This window comes from Bacillus sp. FSL M8-0063 (genome assembly GCF_038005545.1).
Lineage (GTDB): Bacteria > Bacillota > Bacilli > Bacillales > Bacillaceae_G > Bacillus_A > Bacillus_A wiedmannii.
On record NZ_JBBOTJ010000001.1, the window covers coordinates 3,081,672 to 3,098,729 of the forward strand.

14 protein-coding genes are annotated in these 17,058 nt (G+C 33.3%); 2 read left to right on the forward strand and 12 right to left on the reverse strand.

All coding sequences use genetic code 11. From position 1 onward, the window contains the following. Positions 1–95: 95 nt before the first annotated feature. From MKX31_RS15505 to MKX31_RS15545, 9 genes are all read right to left on the reverse strand, one after another. Complete coding sequence (locus MKX31_RS15505; RefSeq protein WP_340981145.1) at positions 96–1,802, reverse strand: peptide ABC transporter substrate-binding protein; 1,707 nt, start codon at positions 1,800–1,802, stop codon at positions 96–98. 289 nt (positions 1,803–2,091) lie between these two features. After that, positions 2,092–3,798, reverse strand: a complete 1,707-nt coding sequence (locus MKX31_RS15510) for a peptide ABC transporter substrate-binding protein (protein ID WP_064476963.1) — start codon at positions 3,796–3,798, stop codon at positions 2,092–2,094. Between the two features lie 305 nt (positions 3,799–4,103). After that, positions 4,104–5,804: a peptide ABC transporter substrate-binding protein gene (locus MKX31_RS15515; RefSeq protein ID WP_142315370.1), complete on the reverse strand. Its 1,701-nt coding sequence runs from the start codon at positions 5,802–5,804 to the stop codon at positions 4,104–4,106. A gap of 346 nt (positions 5,805–6,150) precedes the next feature. Continuing rightward, the gene (locus MKX31_RS15520; protein WP_064476965.1) at positions 6,151–7,188 is read right to left on the reverse strand and encodes an LCP family protein; all 1,038 of its coding nucleotides are present in this window, start codon (positions 7,186–7,188) and stop codon (positions 6,151–6,153) included. Between the two features lie 17 nt (positions 7,189–7,205). Beyond that, positions 7,206–8,204 carry a hypothetical protein gene (locus MKX31_RS15525; protein ID WP_064476966.1) on the reverse strand — a complete coding sequence of 333 codons (999 nt, stop codon included), beginning with the start codon at positions 8,202–8,204 and terminating at the stop codon, positions 7,206–7,208. Between the two features lie 12 nt (positions 8,205–8,216). Continuing rightward, complete coding sequence (locus tag MKX31_RS15530) at positions 8,217–8,750, reverse strand: sigma-70 family RNA polymerase sigma factor (RefSeq protein ID WP_340981151.1); 534 nt, start codon at positions 8,748–8,750, stop codon at positions 8,217–8,219. 126 nt (positions 8,751–8,876) lie between these two features. Continuing rightward, positions 8,877–9,248: a VOC family protein gene (locus MKX31_RS15535; RefSeq protein WP_098111156.1), complete on the reverse strand. Its 372-nt coding sequence runs from the start codon at positions 9,246–9,248 to the stop codon at positions 8,877–8,879. 51 nt (positions 9,249–9,299) lie between these two features. Then, positions 9,300–10,106 (reverse strand): ABC transporter permease subunit, encoded by an 807-nt coding sequence (locus MKX31_RS15540; RefSeq protein WP_149173502.1) that lies wholly within the window; start codon positions 10,104–10,106, stop codon positions 9,300–9,302. Then, positions 10,099–10,992 carry an ABC transporter ATP-binding protein gene (locus tag MKX31_RS15545; RefSeq protein ID WP_340981153.1) on the reverse strand — a complete coding sequence of 298 codons (894 nt, stop codon included), beginning with the start codon at positions 10,990–10,992 and terminating at the stop codon, positions 10,099–10,101. The genes MKX31_RS15540 and MKX31_RS15545 overlap by 8 nt, the downstream gene beginning before the upstream one ends. 155 nt (positions 10,993–11,147) lie before the next feature. Between MKX31_RS15545 and MKX31_RS15550 the strand changes: the two genes are divergently transcribed. After that, on the forward strand, positions 11,148–11,750 hold the full coding sequence (locus tag MKX31_RS15550) for a TetR/AcrR family transcriptional regulator (protein WP_240368830.1): 603 nt from the start codon (positions 11,148–11,150) through the stop codon (positions 11,748–11,750). 94 nt (positions 11,751–11,844) lie between these two features. On the opposite strand, the gene MKX31_RS15555 is transcribed toward MKX31_RS15550, so the two are convergent. Then, positions 11,845–12,813, reverse strand: a complete 969-nt coding sequence (locus tag MKX31_RS15555) for a helix-turn-helix transcriptional regulator (protein ID WP_222660118.1) — start codon at positions 12,811–12,813, stop codon at positions 11,845–11,847. Positions 12,814–12,872: 59 nt separating this feature from the next. On the opposite strand from MKX31_RS15555, the gene MKX31_RS15560 reads away from it, so the two are divergent. Continuing rightward, on the forward strand, positions 12,873–13,316 hold the full coding sequence (locus MKX31_RS15560; protein WP_340981157.1) for a VOC family protein: 444 nt from the start codon (positions 12,873–12,875) through the stop codon (positions 13,314–13,316). A gap of 56 nt (positions 13,317–13,372) precedes the next feature. On the opposite strand, the gene MKX31_RS15565 is transcribed toward MKX31_RS15560, so the two are convergent. Both MKX31_RS15565 and parC read right to left on the reverse strand, forming a co-directional pair. After that, positions 13,373–14,404, reverse strand: a complete 1,032-nt coding sequence (locus MKX31_RS15565; protein WP_340981159.1) for an oxidoreductase — start codon at positions 14,402–14,404, stop codon at positions 13,373–13,375. A 230-nt stretch (positions 14,405–14,634) separates the two neighbouring features. After that, positions 14,635–17,058: a DNA topoisomerase IV subunit A gene (gene parC / locus MKX31_RS15570; protein WP_064476975.1), complete on the reverse strand. Its 2,424-nt coding sequence runs from the start codon at positions 17,056–17,058 to the stop codon at positions 14,635–14,637.

The following is a 17,058-nucleotide window of genomic DNA, read 5'->3' on the forward strand; positions in this document are numbered from 1 at the left end:
AAAAGCATTTTCAAGTGCTCTAATACCGCAACTTGAAAATGCTTTTTCTTTTTATCTCACTATTCACCAGGCAGCCAGATTAAGGTTTCCCTTTATTATTTCTCTTCTACATACGCCCATTTGAAACTATATTCTGGACTAATGTTATGTTTCACAATTCCCTTTATATTTGGTTTCATTACATATGATCTAGCATTTTGATATAAAGGTACGAGTGCTACATCTTCTTCAAGTAACACTTTCTCAGCCTTTCCTAACTCTGTCCAGCGTTTTTTTGCATCAGCCATCCATTCTGTCTTACTTTTAGTAATAACGCCATCATATTTTGAATTTGAGTAGCTCATCTGGTTCTGAGAATTTGTCGTTTCAAACATATCAAGATACGTCATTGGATCCGCATAATCTGGATTCCAGCCACCATATGAAAAATCATAATCTTGGTCTGATTCTAATTTTAGTTTTTGCTTAAATGGTTGCAGTTTAATATTTACTGTCACGCCTTTTAGATTCTTTTCAACTTGATCTTTTACATACTCCCCAACTTTTTTCGCATTACCAGTATCATAATTTAACAGTTCAATTGTTACTTGATCTTTTCCAAGTTCTTTTTTCGCTGCTTCCCAAGCTGCCGCTGCCTTTTTGGAATCTTGTTTTAAACCATTCTTAAACGTTTCTGCGAAATCTTTACCGTCTGGTCCACTAGCTAAACCTTTCGGTACTAAGTAATCCACTGGTTTTGAACCATCATTTAAAATGACATTCGTTAAAGCTTTCTTATCAATTGATAATGCAATTGCTTCACGTAATTTTTTGCTCTTTAATGGTGTATCTTGCCCACCACGTTTTTGGTTTAGACGTAAATAAAATGTACTCGTTTCCGAATATGTGCCAAACTCCTCTTTATTATTTCTATACTTATCAACAAATTCACCTGATAAAAGTGCGAAATCAATTGCACCTGTATCATATAAATTTACTCTAGTAGCTGGTTCTTTTACTACACTAAAGTTGATTTCATCTAGTTTTACAGTCTTTTTGTCCCAGTACTGATCATTTTTCTTTAATTTCCAGCCTTGCTCATGCTTCCAATCAGTAAGAACAAAAGGTCCGTTATATACTGTTGTATCAGATTCCAAACCGTATTTATTCCCTTTTTCTTTTACGAATTTTTCATTTAATGGATAGTATGACGCAAATGCCATTAAATTCAAGAAATATGGTACTGGTCTTTCTAGTTCAACTTCAAGCGTATAATCATCTACCGCTTTTACACCTAACGTAGAAACTTCTGCTTTGCCTTGATTAATTGTTTCTGCATTTTTAATATAGTAAGCAATAAATGCATACTCAGCAGCTGTTTTTGGATCTACTAGACGTTGCCATGCAAATACGAAATCTTTCGCCGTTACTGGATCACCATTTGACCACTTTGCATCTTTACGTAGTTTAAACGTATATTTTTTACCGTCCTCGCTTTTCGTGCTAGATTCTGCTACAGCTGGGATTGGCTTATTATCTTTATCAAGGCGATATAAGCCTTCCATCGTATTCCCTAAAATTTGTGCACCAAGCGTATCTGTACTTTTTGAAGTATCCATTGTCGGAATTTCATTAGTTTCTGTACGATTTAGCACTTGCTTTGCCGCATATTTAATATCAGATTTCTTCTCTTCTCCACCATTATTAGACGTTGTAGTCGGTTTCTTCTCCCCACCAGATCCAGAAGAGCATGCTGTTAAAGCCATACTCATTGCTAAAACTGGCGCTACAACTGCCGTGAACTTTTTCATCTTTTTCTTCATTCTTGTACCCTCCCCTATTATATGTACGAAACTAACTTTGAGAGATTTTCAGTTAACTTAGTGATTAGTACCTGTTCACCAATAAACATTCTGTTAATTACCTTCACTTTTGAAGTTTCAATTATTTTATTTTTATAGTAACTATGTATTTTACTATTATTACTATACGAATTCTCCCCCATCTACTATATGTCAGTACCACTTTTCTTATTCTTCTCTATTTAATTAAATTGAATAGTAAAAGAGCGTTTTAAAAGTAATGTATCTACTTTTAAAACGCTCTTTTTTATTATTTCCCTTCCGTTACATAAGCCCACTTAAAGCTATATTCTGGACTAATGTTATGTTTCACAATTCCTTTTACATTCGGTTTCATTACATACGCTCTACCAGTTTGATATAAAGGAACTAATCCTGCATCTTCTTCAAGGAATAATTTCTCTGCTTTTCCTAACGTTTCCCAACGCTTCTTCGGATCAGACAATAATTCATTCCCTGCTTTTGCTACCATTTCATCGTATTTTGGATTCGAATAACTCATTTGGTTATACGGGCTCTTTGATTCAAACATATCAATAAATGTCATTGGATCCGAATAATCTGGGCTCCAACCTGCAAACGAAACTTCATAATCTTGTGCAGACTCTAATTTTAGTTTTTGTTTGAACGGCTGAATTTTCGTGTTAACCGTTACACCTTTTAAGTTTTTCTCAATTTGGTCTTTAAAGTAGTCAGCAATTTTTTTCGCAGTTCCATCATCATAGCTTAGTAATTCAATTGTCACTTGATCTTTTCCAAGTTCTTTTTTCGCTGCTTCCCAAGCTGCTGCACCTTTTTTCGGATCATATTTCAGACCATTTTTAAATGTATCTTGGTAATCTTTACCGTCTGGTCCTGTCGCAAGTCCTTTTGGTACTAATTGATCGGTTGCTTTTGAACCGTTATTTAAAATAACGTTTGCTAAACCTTTTTTATCAATTGATAATGCGATTGCTTCACGAAGTTTTTTGCTCTTTAACGGTGTATCTTGTCCGTTACGCTTTTGATTTAAACGTAAGAAGAATGTACTTGCTTCTGAATACTCACCGTATTCCTCTTTGTTTGATTTATATTTATCAACGAATTCTCCAGATAGTAATGTAAAATCAATTGATCCTGTATCATATAAGTTTACTTTCGTCGCAACTTCTTTTACTACACTATAATTAATTTCTTCTAATTTTACAGTCTTATTATCCCAATACTTATCATTTTTCTTTAGCTGCCATCCTTGTTCATGTTTCCATGAAGCCATAACGAACGGTCCGTTATACAACGTTGTATCTGCTTCTAAACCGAATTTATCTCCTTTTTCTTTTACGAACTTTTCATTTAAAGGATAGTAGGATGGAAATGCCATTAAATTCAAGAAATATGGTACTGGCTTTTCTAATTCTACTTCTAGCGTATAATCATCTACCGCTTTTGCTCCTAATTCTGTTGCAGCTTTTTCACCTTTATTAATCGCTTCTGCATTTTTAATATAGTAGGCAATAAACGCATATTCCGCAGCTGTATTTTTATCCAGTAGGCGCTGCCATCCGTATACGAAATCTTTCGCCGTTACAGGGTCACCATTCGACCACTTTGCATCTTTACGTAATTTAAATGTATATTTTTTGCCATCCTCGCTTTTCGTACTAGATTCTGCTGCAGCTGGGATTGGCTTATTATCTTTATCTAATCGATATAAACCTTCCATTGTGTTCCCTAAAATTTGAGAACCTAATGTATCAGTAGATTTTGAAACATCCATCGTCGGAATTTCTTGATTCTCTGTACGATTTAACACTTGTTTCGCTGCGTATTTAATTTCTGATTTTTTCTCTTCCCCACCACCACTAGACGTCGTAGTTGATTTCTTCTCCCCACCAGATCCAGAACACGCTGTCAACGCCATACTCATCGCTAAAACTGGCGCTACAACCGCCGTGAACTTTTTCATCTTTTTCTTCATTTTTGTACCCTCCCCAATTATATGTACGAAACTAGTTTTGATAGATTTTCTAATAACTAGTTATCAGAAAATTCTTATTAATTAATATTCTACTAACTTTTCAGATTTTGTAAAGTTATTTTTAAAATATTCTAAAAATTATTTTTTTGTGATAGTAAAAAGTATTTTTTTACTATCATCACTATACAAATTCTTCCTATTTACTATATAAGTACTATTCCCCTTGTGCTTATTGGTTTGTTTACAATTTAATCTCATAATAAAAAAGCATTCCAAAAGTAGTCTACTTTCGGAATGCTTTTTTATTATTCAGTTACATAAGCCCATTTAAAGCTGTACTCCGGACTAATATTATGTTTAACAACCCCTTTTACAGTCGGTTTCATTACATAAGATCTAGCATTTTGATATAATGGTATAAGTGCTACATCTTGCTCAAGTAATAATTTTTCAGCTTTTCCTAGTTCTTCCCAACGTTTCTTCGCGTCACTCATTAACTCTCCGCCAGCTTTTTTAACCATTTCGTCATATTTCGCATCAGAGTAGCTCATTTGGTTGTGAGAGTGATTAGATTCAAACATATCTAAATATGTCATTGGATCTGCATAATCTGGGCTCCATCCACCATATGAAATATCATAATCTTGCTCCGATTCTAATTTTAGTTTTTGTTTAAACGGCTGCAGTTTAATATTTACTGTTACACCTTTTAAGTTTTTCTCAATTTGATCTTTTACATATTCCCCAACTTTTTTCGCATTACCAGTATCATAGTTTAAAAACTCAATTGTAACTTGATCTTTTCCAAGTTCTTTTTTCGCTGCTTCCCATGCAGCAGCTGCTTTTTTCGCATCTGGCTTAATACCATTTTTAAATGTTTCTTGGAAATCTTTCCCATCAGGTCCGTTTGCTAACCCTTTAGGTACTAAGTAATCAGCCGGTTTCGATCCATCATTTAAAATAACATTTGCTAAATTCTTTTTATCAATCGATAAAGCAATTGCTTCACGTAATTTTTGGCTCTTTAATGGTGTATCTTGTCCACCACGTTTTTGGTTTAAACGTATGAAAAATGTACTTGGTTCTGAATATGTTCCAAACTCCTCTTTATTATTTCTATATTTGTCAACAAATTCTCCAGTCAATAAAGAGAAATCAATTTGCCCACTATCGTATAAATTCACACGAGTTGCTGGCTCTTTTACAACACTAAAGTTAATCTCATCTAATTTCACAGTCTTTTTATCCCAATATTGATCATTCTTCTTTAGTTTCCATCCTTGTTCGTGTTTCCAATCAGTAAGAACGAATGGACCGTTATAAACTGTTGTATCAGATTCTAAACCGTATTTATCCCCTTTTTCTTTGACGAACTTTTCATTTAGTGGATAATACGACGGGAATGCTACTAAGTTTAAGAAGTATGGTACCGCTTGTTCTAATTCTACTTCAAGTGTAAGATCATCAACCGCTTTTACACCTAATGTAGAAACTTCTGCTTTCCCCTGGCTAATTGCTTCTGCATTTTTAATCGGGAATGCGATAAATGCATACTCAGCAGCTGTTTTTGGATCTAATAGACGTTGCCATGCAAATACGAAATCTTTCGCTGTTACAGGATCACCATTTGACCATTTTGCATCTTTACGTAATTTAAATGTATATTTTTTACCATCCTCACTCTTCGTGCTTGACTCTGCCGCAGCTGGGATTGGTTTGTTTTCTTTATCTAATCGGTATAAACCTTCCATTGTGTTCCCTAACATTTGAGAACCTAAAGTATCTGTACTTTTCGAAGTATCCATTGTTGGAATCTCATTCGTTTCTGTTCGATTTAGCACTTGTTTCGCTGCTAATTTTCCTTCTGATTTGCTATCCCCGCCAGAGCTAGAATTTGTGCTTGTCTTCTTATCTCCACCTGATGTAGAACATGCTGTCAATGCCATACTCATTGCTAAAACTGGTGCTACAACTGCTGTTAGTTTTTTCATTTTTTTCTTTTTCACTTTCTGTACCCTCCCTAATTCTTAACGCTCTCATTTAAGAGTTTTCTGATAATTCTGTTTTTCTTTATATATTTATCAGAAGATTCTTATTAACTATTATTCTACTAATTTTTCGAGTTTTGTAAAGTGTTATTATTGAAAATTTTTAAAAAATTATTTTTTTACAGTAATATTCATAAAAATTCCATACTCTTTCGAAACATTATATCTCATTGAATTCTATGTATTGATTTAATAGTCTTTATCTCCCTACACTATAAAACACTTGTAAATTATTGTTAATAAATAATGTATATCGTAACAAACCTCTTTTCTACAAAAATAAAAAGCAGATATTTCGCCTGCTTTAATTCTCCTCAATCTGCTTTTCACTTAATCCTAGATGCGTTCTAAGCGTATTACTCAAACTCTGTAGATCTTTTTTATTAGGATTATAATAATATACACGTTGCCCATTTGGACCGTTAGGTAAATATAAATCATCACCAGCTAATTGTATTTTTTCAACTGAACCGTTTAAACCGTATTTATAAAATGATAAAATATCATCCATTACTAAGTTTGTTTTAAAATCGCCGTCAACCGCCTCAACTATTTTTTCTAGCTTCGTAATCGAGCCTACACTTTTTAATTTACTTAACATCGCTTCAATAACAAGTTGTTGACGCTGACCTCTCATTGCATCACTATCAATATGACGCGTCCTTGCCAGTGCAAGTGCTTCTTCCCCTGTTAATTTTTGTATTCCCTTTTTCAAATGGATTGCGCCAGGTTCATCTTTACTATTTTGCTCCGTAAATTCAACTGGGACATTTACTTCAATCCCATCTAATCCATCAACAATTTTAGTAAATGAATTAAAATTAAACTTCACAAAATAATCAACAGGCACTTGTAACAATTTTTCTACCGCTTCCACTGAAGCTTGCGGTCCTCCATCTTTACCATTTTTAACGAAACCACTTCCATATGCATGTGTTATTTTATCTTTTTTCTTTTCAACTGGAACATATGTATATGTATCACGTGGTATGCTCGTTAATTTCACTGTCTTATCATCTTTATTAAAAGTAGCTAACAGTAGTGCATCTGTATGAAAAGCACCATTATACTCCTTTTGTCGTTCTTGATTTTCATCAATTCCCATAATTAAAAGTGAAACATTATTTGTAATTGGTTTTACGGCGTTCTCACGTAAGTTTGATTTTTCACCACGCGCTAAATTCAAACTAGACTTTTGTACGAGATTAGAAGTTTTCATATATACATAAGTACCATACCCAACTCCGCCAAATAGTAATACTACTAACAGGACACTTATTATCATTGTCTTTTTATATTTTCTTTTATTTTTCTTTTCTCTTGAAGAAGAGTTATTCTCCATATAATTCCCTCCGTTTTCTATTCATCTAATATGTTTTTCAATTTTTTATAATTAACGCTATCCTTTTGAAATACATTCTCTTTCAACCCTTTGTTTATTTGTATCCATTCAGTCGTAATCGAATATTGAATCATACCTTCGTGGAAACTAAGGAACTTTAGCATAATCCCCGTATTTTTCTCTACAACCATTTCAAATTTCCCTCTTAAATCTTCAGATGTACTTACAGGCATTTCTATGTTTATTGTCCCTTCTATTTTGTAGCAATCCAGTCCCAGATACTTCGTTTCTTTATAATTCCAATCTTTATATCGAATTAATAGATCAGCAAATTCTGATTGAATACTATACTTAGAGAATCCCACATATTCATCATCATATCTTTTTTTCTCACCTGATTTTCTCAATAATCTTTCCGTAGGATTTAATTTTAATAGTTCATAGTTCCTTTCTTTCGGGCTCCATTTTGTCTCTTTATATGTATACTTCTCATCATCAAATTCTTTTTTCTTGCCCTCGTTATATATAATTGTTCGTTTGTTCGTTAGCTTATCTTCTTTCGAAGAGATACCTCTTTGTTGCTCCGTATCAATCGCATATTTGTATGTTGTAGCAATTCTTGACGAACTAGAATATTCCTCAAATTGTCCTGAAATATTTTTAAAATGATCAATGGAATCTAGCATCTTTTCATGAATCTTTTCTTTATCTGGATAATTTACATTCAATTTTATTTCTTCTTCATTTTCATAATCAGAAAACGCCTTTTTCTTTACATATTCAAATACTCCACCATTTTGAGCAAAAATTTGATCAGAAAACTCCGACATAGACACAATTGAAAGTGTTAGAACCGCAGCGCTTATAGCCATCATATAAACTCTATAACCTTTCTTTTTTACCGGAAGATTATGAAGTGTACTATTAATCTTTTCATTTAACTCTGGCGGTACTATAACATTCTCGTCTTTTATTCTCTTTTTTAATTTCTCATCAAATAATTTTTCATCATCCACCTTATACACCCCCTATTCCATCTTTAATCGTTTTTGCAGTTGTTCCCTCGCACGTGACAATCTCGATTTCACTGTTCCTTTTAGTATTTCTAAAAGCTTGGCAATACTCTCTTGATTCATATCTTCATAATAATAAAGCACCGTAACAGCTCTTAACTCTTCATGTAATGATTGAATCGCATTACATAAATCTATATCTTCATACTGATCATAAGCACTCATATTGTAATCATTTTCTTCTATTACCATTATCTTTTTGTATGATCTAATAATATTGTTACACTCATTTATCAAAATTCGAATTAACCAAGTTTGAAAAAACTCTTCTTTCTTTAATTTTTTTATATTTTCATATGCTTTTAAAATTGTTGCCTGTATCGCATCCTCTATATTTGTCTCATCACGTAACATTGCCTTTGCAATGCGATACATCTTCACTTTTTCTGTATGTATAAGCGCCATAAATGCTTCATGATCACCTTTTTTCGCTAAAGAAACATCAGTTTCTTCTTTTATAATCATTTTATATAAAGGGATTACTTTCACAATTGCTCCTCCTGTTTCATCCTCACTTCAAATTTAACTTTACATGTATTAGACGGATGAGCCTAGAAAAAGGTTCATTTTTTTGAATATTTCCATAAAAAAGGTAAACATTTTTCATGTTTACCTTTACTCAGATGTAATTCTAAGGAAATATCCATCTGGATCCACAACTTTAAATCCCCTCATCTCCCATGGATAAGTTTGAATTTCTTCTTGTATTGTGCATCTCTTCTCTTTACAAAGTTCATATACTTCTTCAATTCGATTGACAACAATAATTAGTTCAAAGCCATTCCCCTTTATTTCTTTTCGATTGTAAAAATAGTGATTTTCATTCAATGTTAAATTACTAGCTAGTAATAGAGAAAACTGGTCGTGATTAAAACGTGCTGCATGCATACTTCTTTTATACAACTTTAAACCAATTACTTCTTCATAGAACAATAATGACTTTTCGATATCATTTACATATAGCTTCACCCGGAACAAATGATTCATTCGTTTCCTCCTCATCAAAAAAAAGCCCACTTTCTCAGTGGACTTTCTACTTTACAACGGTAAATCCCTCTTTCTAAACACTACAATTGCTACTATGAAAATACAAAGTGCTCCAGCAGTTAAACCTAAACTTACTGGCCATATATTATACGTTCCCTCAGCAATTTCTTTCGGACGAAATAGCGTAAATAATGATATATTTCTCATCCACTCTAACTTATCACTTAATTTACCTACCATATCCGTTACGAAAAATAAAATAGTTAAACTTGCTGAGTAGCTAAGTGCTTTTCTTTCGTCATTACATATACAAGAAAAGAAAAATGAATAAGCACTAACAACTAAAAATATTAGCCCTCCGACTACGTTTATCTTTAGAAATAATTCTTTATTTAAGTTATTATCTTCTAAAAACCATTCTGCACCTACTATACCCGCTACATACGTAACAGTTACTATGATTAGTAGTCCTAATATGAGAATAGACGCTTGTGTAATAGCAATTTGCACTCTAGATACAGGTGTTGCGAGCAAGTATGCCATCGCCCCTTTATCTACATGACGAGCAATTAAATGCGTTGCAACTGTTACACAAAAAATTGTTAATATGATAATAAACAATAGACTATAATATTCGCCAGCTAAAAAATCCATTACGTTTTGAATCGGACTTTCCATTCCAACAATTTTTTTCACACTATCAGGCATAGCACTTATTAATTCATTTAACCCTTTCGCTGATACCATTGAAGGGAAGATCCAAATTAATAACCATAAATATAGAGCTGCACCAGTTGCATAACTCAAAATACTTTTTTGTGTTTCTTTCAAACTAGCTAAAAACAATTGCTTATTCATGCTTTACCCCTTCTTCCTTATCGTAATAATGCATAAATAAATGTTCTAAATCCATTGCTCTCGTTTGAAGTGCCGTTACATTATAGTTTGAAAGTATTTGTAAAACAGCTTGATAGTTTCCTTTTACAATAATCGATGCTTCTCTTCCTTTCGCTGCTTCAAATTGCAAATTACATTGTGTAAGAGAGTCAATCTCTTCTTGAGATGATACGGTTACATCGATTACCTGTCGTCTCATACTTTGTAAATCATGAATATTTTCAACCGTTACAAGGCGACCATCTTTAATAATCGCTACTCGATCACACGTACGCTCAATTTCAGTGAAAATATGCGATGACATAAGGATTGTTTTTCCTCTTTGCTTTTCCTCTACTATTAAATCTATAAATACTTGCTGCATAAGTGGATCAAGTCCTGATGTCGGTTCATCTAAAATTAACACTTCCGGATCATGCATAAAAGCAGCAACAATTCCTACTTTTTGCTTCATTCCTTTAGACATTTTTCGAATCGGTGTTTTCACATCAAATTGTAGACGTTCTATTAATTCATCTCGTCTTTTCGTATCCTTTAACCCACGCATTCCTTGCATTAACTTTAAAAACTCTAATCCGTTCATTCCTTCAATAAAAGAAATTTCTCCTGGTAAATAACCAACTTCTCTTTGAATTTTCGCTGCTTCATCCCAGCAATCTAATCCAAAAATTGTCACTTTACCAGCTGTCGGTTTTATAAATCCCATTAAATTACGAATTGTTGTGGATTTCCCAGCACCATTTGGTCCTAAGTAACCAAATACTTCCCCTTCTTTTACATCAAATGTAATATGAAACAAACCTTTTCCATTTGAAAACTGTTTTGTGACATTTTGAACTGAAATCATAATTCCACCTCATTTTTTGAAATATTTAATATGTGATATTTCAAAAATATTGTACTCCTCATCTTTCATATTCGCAACAACTTTTTGAAATATTTATATGTCCATATTTCAAAAATATTGTTTTCCATTATTTTTTCTTGTATATTTTAATTGAGGTGATTGCATTGAACGGCTTTGAAAAAGTGAAAGAAAAGAAAAAACGTGCTATTAAAGAAGCTGCTTTCGTATTATTTTCAGAACGTGGATTTAATGAAGTGAAAATAGAGCACATTGCAAAAGAAGCAAACGTTTCTCAAGTTACCATTTATAATCATTTCGGAAGTAAAGAAGCATTATTTAGAGAGCTTATACAAGAATATATCATATCTGAATTTCAATATTATAAAGATCTTGCAGCGGAAAAATTACCTTTTCATGATATGATGCAAAAAATGATTGTAAGAAAAATGAATACTGGTGGGTTATTTCAGCCAGATATGTTACTACAAATGATGCAAAGAGATGAAGAGCTCCGCAAGTTTATTTATAGTTATCAAAACGAAAAAATCCTGCCTTGGTATTTAGAAATATTAGAACAAGCACAGCAAAAAAATGAAATTAACCCTCACCTTACTAAAGAAATGATGTTGCTATACATTCAAATGTTCACTAAATTAGGTGATGATTTCGGAGCACAGCTTCTTGAAGGAAATCGCGAAAAACATATACAAGATATCGTTACGATGTTCTTTTATGGACTGTCCGTCCCAAAAAAATAATGTTTCTAAAGAACAACTACCATCACAAAAAAAGCCCTTTGGATATTTAAATCTCAAGGGCTTCTTGGTGTTAAAAAAATTATTAATACTAACTTTATCTTAAAGAAATTAAATGCTGCTTTATAGATAATACCTTATTATAAATTAACTCTTTTAGCATAACTGGCTGAATTGAGATAATCGTTTCTCCGAAATTCAGAAAATAGTTCGAGATAAAATCAACTTCTTGTTTGTTAAAATAGCCTGTTATACTATAATTTTCATTTTCTTTTTGTATCCTCATGGAAGGATAATTCTCTTTATCGAAAATGTCTTTTCCTTTTTGATTAACAATGACAATAAAATCAGTTGCATCAGGATTTCTGTGAAAAGTAGTAAGATAACTTAATAATTCTTCAAGACTTTTTGGATTCGTATTGCTTGTTTCCTCAATAGAAAGAATTTTATCGCATCTAATTATTTGAACATGATTTGCCTCAAAGTTAAAGATTTTAGCATACCACTGGCCAAATTTAGATTCGATTCGAATAAATTGGGCGACCAATACTTTCTCCGCATCTTTTTTTAAATATGTTAACTGGTAAACTCGCTCCGCAAAAATCCCCTGTAAAATTTCTTTTAAGAACGGACTAAAATTACTATGATTTGTTACTTCAAAAGAAAGGGTTCGTTCCATAATTGAAATATTTTTACTCACATTATCAGGTAATACATGTTTAAATTTATTTTCAAGCGCAATACTTTCTATATTAAATGGTTTTGTCTTGTATCCATTTAATGTAAGAATCGAAAAATATAACGCATACATTTCATCCACACTAAAATAAATTGGCGATAACACACTATTTTCTATAATTTTATAGCTTCCATTTCTACCTAGCTCAGAATATATTGGTACACCTATTTCTTCCAATGATTGAATATCTCGCAACGCGGTACTTTTAGAAATATCATATCTAGCCATTAAATCTTTTAAATTAAAATATCTTTTATTATTTAAGAAAATAAGCATATCATTTATTCGTTCCGTTTTTTTCATATTTCCCTCCCAAAAAGGTGTCATGTATTGAAACCTTTTTAGTCTATATTATAATTATTAACTAATAAAGGAGTTATACATTTATGACATTAGAAATAGCTATTTTTCTTTCAATGAATGGGCAAGCAAAGGAGGCAATTAATTTTTACACACGTAATTTAGAAGCTAAGCAGTTAATGATTGTTACGTATGAAGAACTGGCGAAAAGAGATCGTTCTTTTAAAATTACAAGTGAAAATAAGGATCATATTGCTCACTCTGTTTTACAAATTGGGAATACAAAGCTAATGATAGCAGAAGATACAATGAAGCCTAATGAACGTTATAACTTTGGAAATAACATGTCACTTTGCATTCAAAGCGCTAATTTAGAAGAAATACAAAGGTTTTATAATAATTTAATTTCTGATAAGCATGTGAAGATAATCTCTCCGCTAGAAAAAAATATATTTAGTGAAGCATATGGTATTATTGAAGATCCTTACGGCATACAAATCCAGTTAATGTATGACAAACGATTAAACTAAATAATTATCCATATTCACATATTCCTAATAAAAAAGACACGAAATTCGTGTCTTTTTTACTTTACAGTGATGACTCTACCGGTTTCACTACTTTCAATCGCTAATTGAATAAGTTGAATAACTTCTAAGCCTGCTTGTGCTGTTACAGGTGGTTTCTCACCATTTACTATACTATCTCTTACACCTTTATAATACATGTCATAACAGCCAACTTCTGTTGGAATACGCTCTAGATTTTCTTCCGTATGTAAAGTAGCAAAATTCTCTTCAGCATCTATTCCATAACCGTTATCGCCTGGCTTCATTCCATTTTTTAATTGTTCTTCCTGTGAATCCATACCGTATTTCACGATAGAACCTTTGTCTCCATGCAATGTAAAGTGTGGACCTGCTTGCTTTACGTAACTGCTACTATGTAAAGTGACACGTTTAACACCGTAGTGAAGTATAACATGGAAGTAATCATCAATCTCTGCGCCTGGTCGTTGTTTGATTACATCTGCACTTATCGCATCTGGTTTCCCAAATAATGATAATGCTTGGTCAATTAAATGCGATCCTAAATCATATAGTATACCTGATCCTGGTAAATTCTTTTCTCTCCAGCGATCACGTACATTCGGGCGAAAACGATCGAAATGCGCTTCATATGCGTATAGATTCCCTATTCTGTTTTCTTCTAACAATTTCTTTATCGTTAAGAAATCATTATCAAAACGGCGATTATGATATACGCTTAACACCACATTATGCTGTTTTGCTAATGAAATTAGTTCTTCGCCTTCTTCAATTGAAACAACGAATGGCTTCTCCACAACTACATGCTTACCATGTAAAATTGCTTCTTTTACATATGGAAAATGAGTTGTATTCGGTGAAGTAATGACCACTAAGTCAATATCAGCACGATTTACTAATTCCTCAATTGTGCCAACAACTTCAGCATTTGGTAATGCTTGTTTCACGAGTTCTTCTTTTGATGATAAAATAGCACGAATATCATATTCTTCTATCGTTTGTAATAATGGAATGTGAAATGTTGTACTAGAAAATCCAAATCCTACAATCCCTACACCTATTTTTTTCATGTTGCCCCTCCATTTATCACGCTTTAACGGACAGTAAGACCTCTACCTCAAAATTCAGCGAAAGTAAAGAAGTTAGTTGAGGAATCAACTGCTCGTAAAAGTCCGATTGATTAAAGTTTCACTTTATGAGAACGATTTCATTCAGTTATTATAACAAGATTATTATTATTTACATAATAATTTGCCTAGAAAAAAGCATCTTACCATTATTCATAGCAAGATGCTTTTCTTTACTCCGGTCGTTTTTTCGTCCACGTTTCAATAACTTCACCTGTATCGTTAACATCTAGCACTAAACTACCGTTACTATACCGGTCTTTATTTCGATACGCTTTCGGATCAATTTCTTCTACGATGTGTTTCTCTGTCTTCATGTAAACTAGTTCATCGTCTCTAACAATTTCAATACCGACAATACGGTATGGATTACGTTTTAACTCTTTGAAAATAACAAGACCTCGCTTCGCCCTCGTTGATTTCTCAATTTCTGATGCTTTTAGACGTTTTACAGCACCTCGCTGCGTTACGAGAATAAGTTGATCTTTGTCACCATTTAACGGTTTACCAGAAGCGACATAATCATCTTCTTTTAAGTTAATTGCTTTCACACCAGCGGCCCTTACACCGACTGGACTTACTTCATCTTCATGGAAAATAAGTGCATATGCACCATAGGTTGCAAGAACAATATCACTCGTTCCATCTGTTGCAAATATATCTACAACATAATCATCTTTTTTCAAATTCACAGCGACGAACGCTCTTGAATAACGCTGAACTTTATATTGGTTTAATTCTGTTTTCTTAATCATACCATTTCGTGTAACAAATACGATAAATCGTTTTTCTTCTTCAAAATTCGGTACGACGGTCGCCCAAATAATCATTTCATCCCGCTCGAGTGAAACGAGATTCGCAACGTGTTGACCTAAATCTTTCCAACGAATTTCTGGCATTTCATATACTGGCAGATATATATAGTTTCCTTTACTCGTAAATAAGAGGACTGTCTCTGTCGTATTCGTATCGAATCGCTCCAGTAAGATGTCACCCTCTTTCATACCGAAGTCTTTCCCGTTCGATGCATTATGTGAACGCCAACCTGTTCGTTTCACATATCCTTCTTTCGTTACAGTAACGATGACATCTTCCTGCGGAATCATAACTTCCACATCGATTTTAATTTCCTCAATTTGTTCTTCAATAATAGCACGGCGATCATCACTATATGTTTTCTTTACTCTCTTCAAATCTGTTTTAATAACTTGAAGAAGTCTTTTTTCACTTTGTAAAATTGACTGTAACTCTATAATCTTCTTATTAAGCTCGTCTGCTTCTTGTTCTAGCGCCGTAATATCTGTATTCGTTAAACGATATAGTTGCAGCGAAACAATTGCTTCCGATTGCGCTTCTGTAAATCCAAATTTCGTACTTAAATTATCTTTTGCATTACGTTTATCTTTAGAAGCACGGATTGTTTCAATCACTTCATCTAAAATCGATAATGCTTTCTTTAAACCTTCTACAATATGTTGACGATTTTCCGCTTTTCGTAATTCATATTGCGAGCGTCTCGTAACAACTTCTTTCTGATGCCCAATATATGCATCCAAAATCTTAGGTAATGTCATAAGTGTCGGACGACGATTATTTATCGCTACCATATTAAAGTTATATGGAATTTGTAAATCTGTATTCTTATATAAATAATTTAAAATACCTTCAGCATTTACTTCCTTTTTTAACTCTACAACGATGCGAAGACCTGTACGATCTGTCTCATCACGTACTTCAGCAATTCCATCTAGTTTTTTATCTAGACGTAATTCATCCATTTTTTTAACAAGGTTCGCTTTATTTACTTCATACGGAATTTCTGTAATAACGATTTGTTGCTTACCACCGCGGATCGTTTCAACTTCTGCTTTTCCGCGAATAATAATTTTACCTTTTCCTGTTTCATACGCTTTTTTGATACCATCAATCCCTTGAATAATACCACCTGTCGGGAAATCTGGTCCTTTCATAACTGTTAATAAATCATCAACAGTACTATTCGGCTTATCAATACGCATCATCGTTGCATCAATTACTTCCCCAAGGTGATGCGGAGGAATTTCTGTTGCATAACCAGCTGAAATTCCTGTCGATCCGTTCACTAGTAAGTTCGGGAACATCGCTGGAAGTACAACAGGTTCTTCACTCGTATCATCGAAGTTTGACACAAATTCTACTGTTTCTTTATCGAGATCACGCAATAACTCAGATGCGATTGGTGATAATCGTGCTTCCGTATAACGCATTGCCGCTGCTGGATCGCCATCAACACTACCATTATTACCATGCATTTCAACTAAAACATTACGTACTTTCCAAGTTTGACTTAAACGTACCATCGCCTCATATACAGAGGAATCACCGTGTGGATGGTAGTTACCGATAACATTACCGACTGTCTTAGCTGATTTACGAAACGCTTTATCATGTACATTTCCTTCTACATACATAGAATATAAAATACGTCTCTGTACAGGTTTTAAACCGTCACGCGCATCTGGAAGCGCGCGATCTTGAATAATATATTTACTATAACGTGCAAAGCGGTCACCTAACACGTCTTCAAGCGGGAGGTCATGAAACTTCTCTGCCTGCAT

What these genes read in the sequence shown, in the direction of transcription:
- MKX31_RS15505 (WP_340981145.1), bottom strand. Translation starts at nt 1,802, where the DNA reads ATGAAGAAAAAGATGAAAAAGTTCACGGCAGTTGTAGCGCCAGTTTTA.
- MKX31_RS15520 (WP_064476965.1), bottom strand. Translation starts at nt 7,188, where the DNA reads ATGGAGAATAACTCTTCTTCAAGAGAAAAGAAAAATAAAAGAAAATAT.
- MKX31_RS15545 (WP_340981153.1), bottom strand. Translation starts at nt 10,992, where the DNA reads ATGATTTCAGTTCAAAATGTCACAAAACAGTTTTCAAATGGAAAAGGT.
- MKX31_RS15535 (WP_098111156.1), bottom strand. Translation starts at nt 9,248, where the DNA reads ATGAATCATTTGTTCCGGGTGAAGCTATATGTAAATGATATCGAAAAG.
- MKX31_RS15540 (WP_149173502.1), bottom strand. Translation starts at nt 10,106, where the DNA reads ATGAATAAGCAATTGTTTTTAGCTAGTTTGAAAGAAACACAAAAAAGT.
- MKX31_RS15565 (WP_340981159.1), bottom strand. Translation starts at nt 14,404, where the DNA reads ATGAAAAAAATAGGTGTAGGGATTGTAGGATTTGGATTTTCTAGTACA.
- MKX31_RS15555 (WP_222660118.1), bottom strand. Translation starts at nt 12,813, where the DNA reads ATGACACCTTTTTGGGAGGGAAATATGAAAAAAACGGAACGAATAAAT.
- MKX31_RS15560 (WP_340981157.1), top strand. Translation starts at nt 12,873, where the DNA reads ATGACATTAGAAATAGCTATTTTTCTTTCAATGAATGGGCAAGCAAAG.
- parC (WP_064476975.1), bottom strand. Translation starts at nt 17,058, where the DNA reads ATGCAGGCAGAGAAGTTTCATGACCTCCCGCTTGAAGACGTGTTAGGT.
- MKX31_RS15510 (WP_064476963.1), bottom strand. Translation starts at nt 3,798, where the DNA reads ATGAAGAAAAAGATGAAAAAGTTCACGGCGGTTGTAGCGCCAGTTTTA.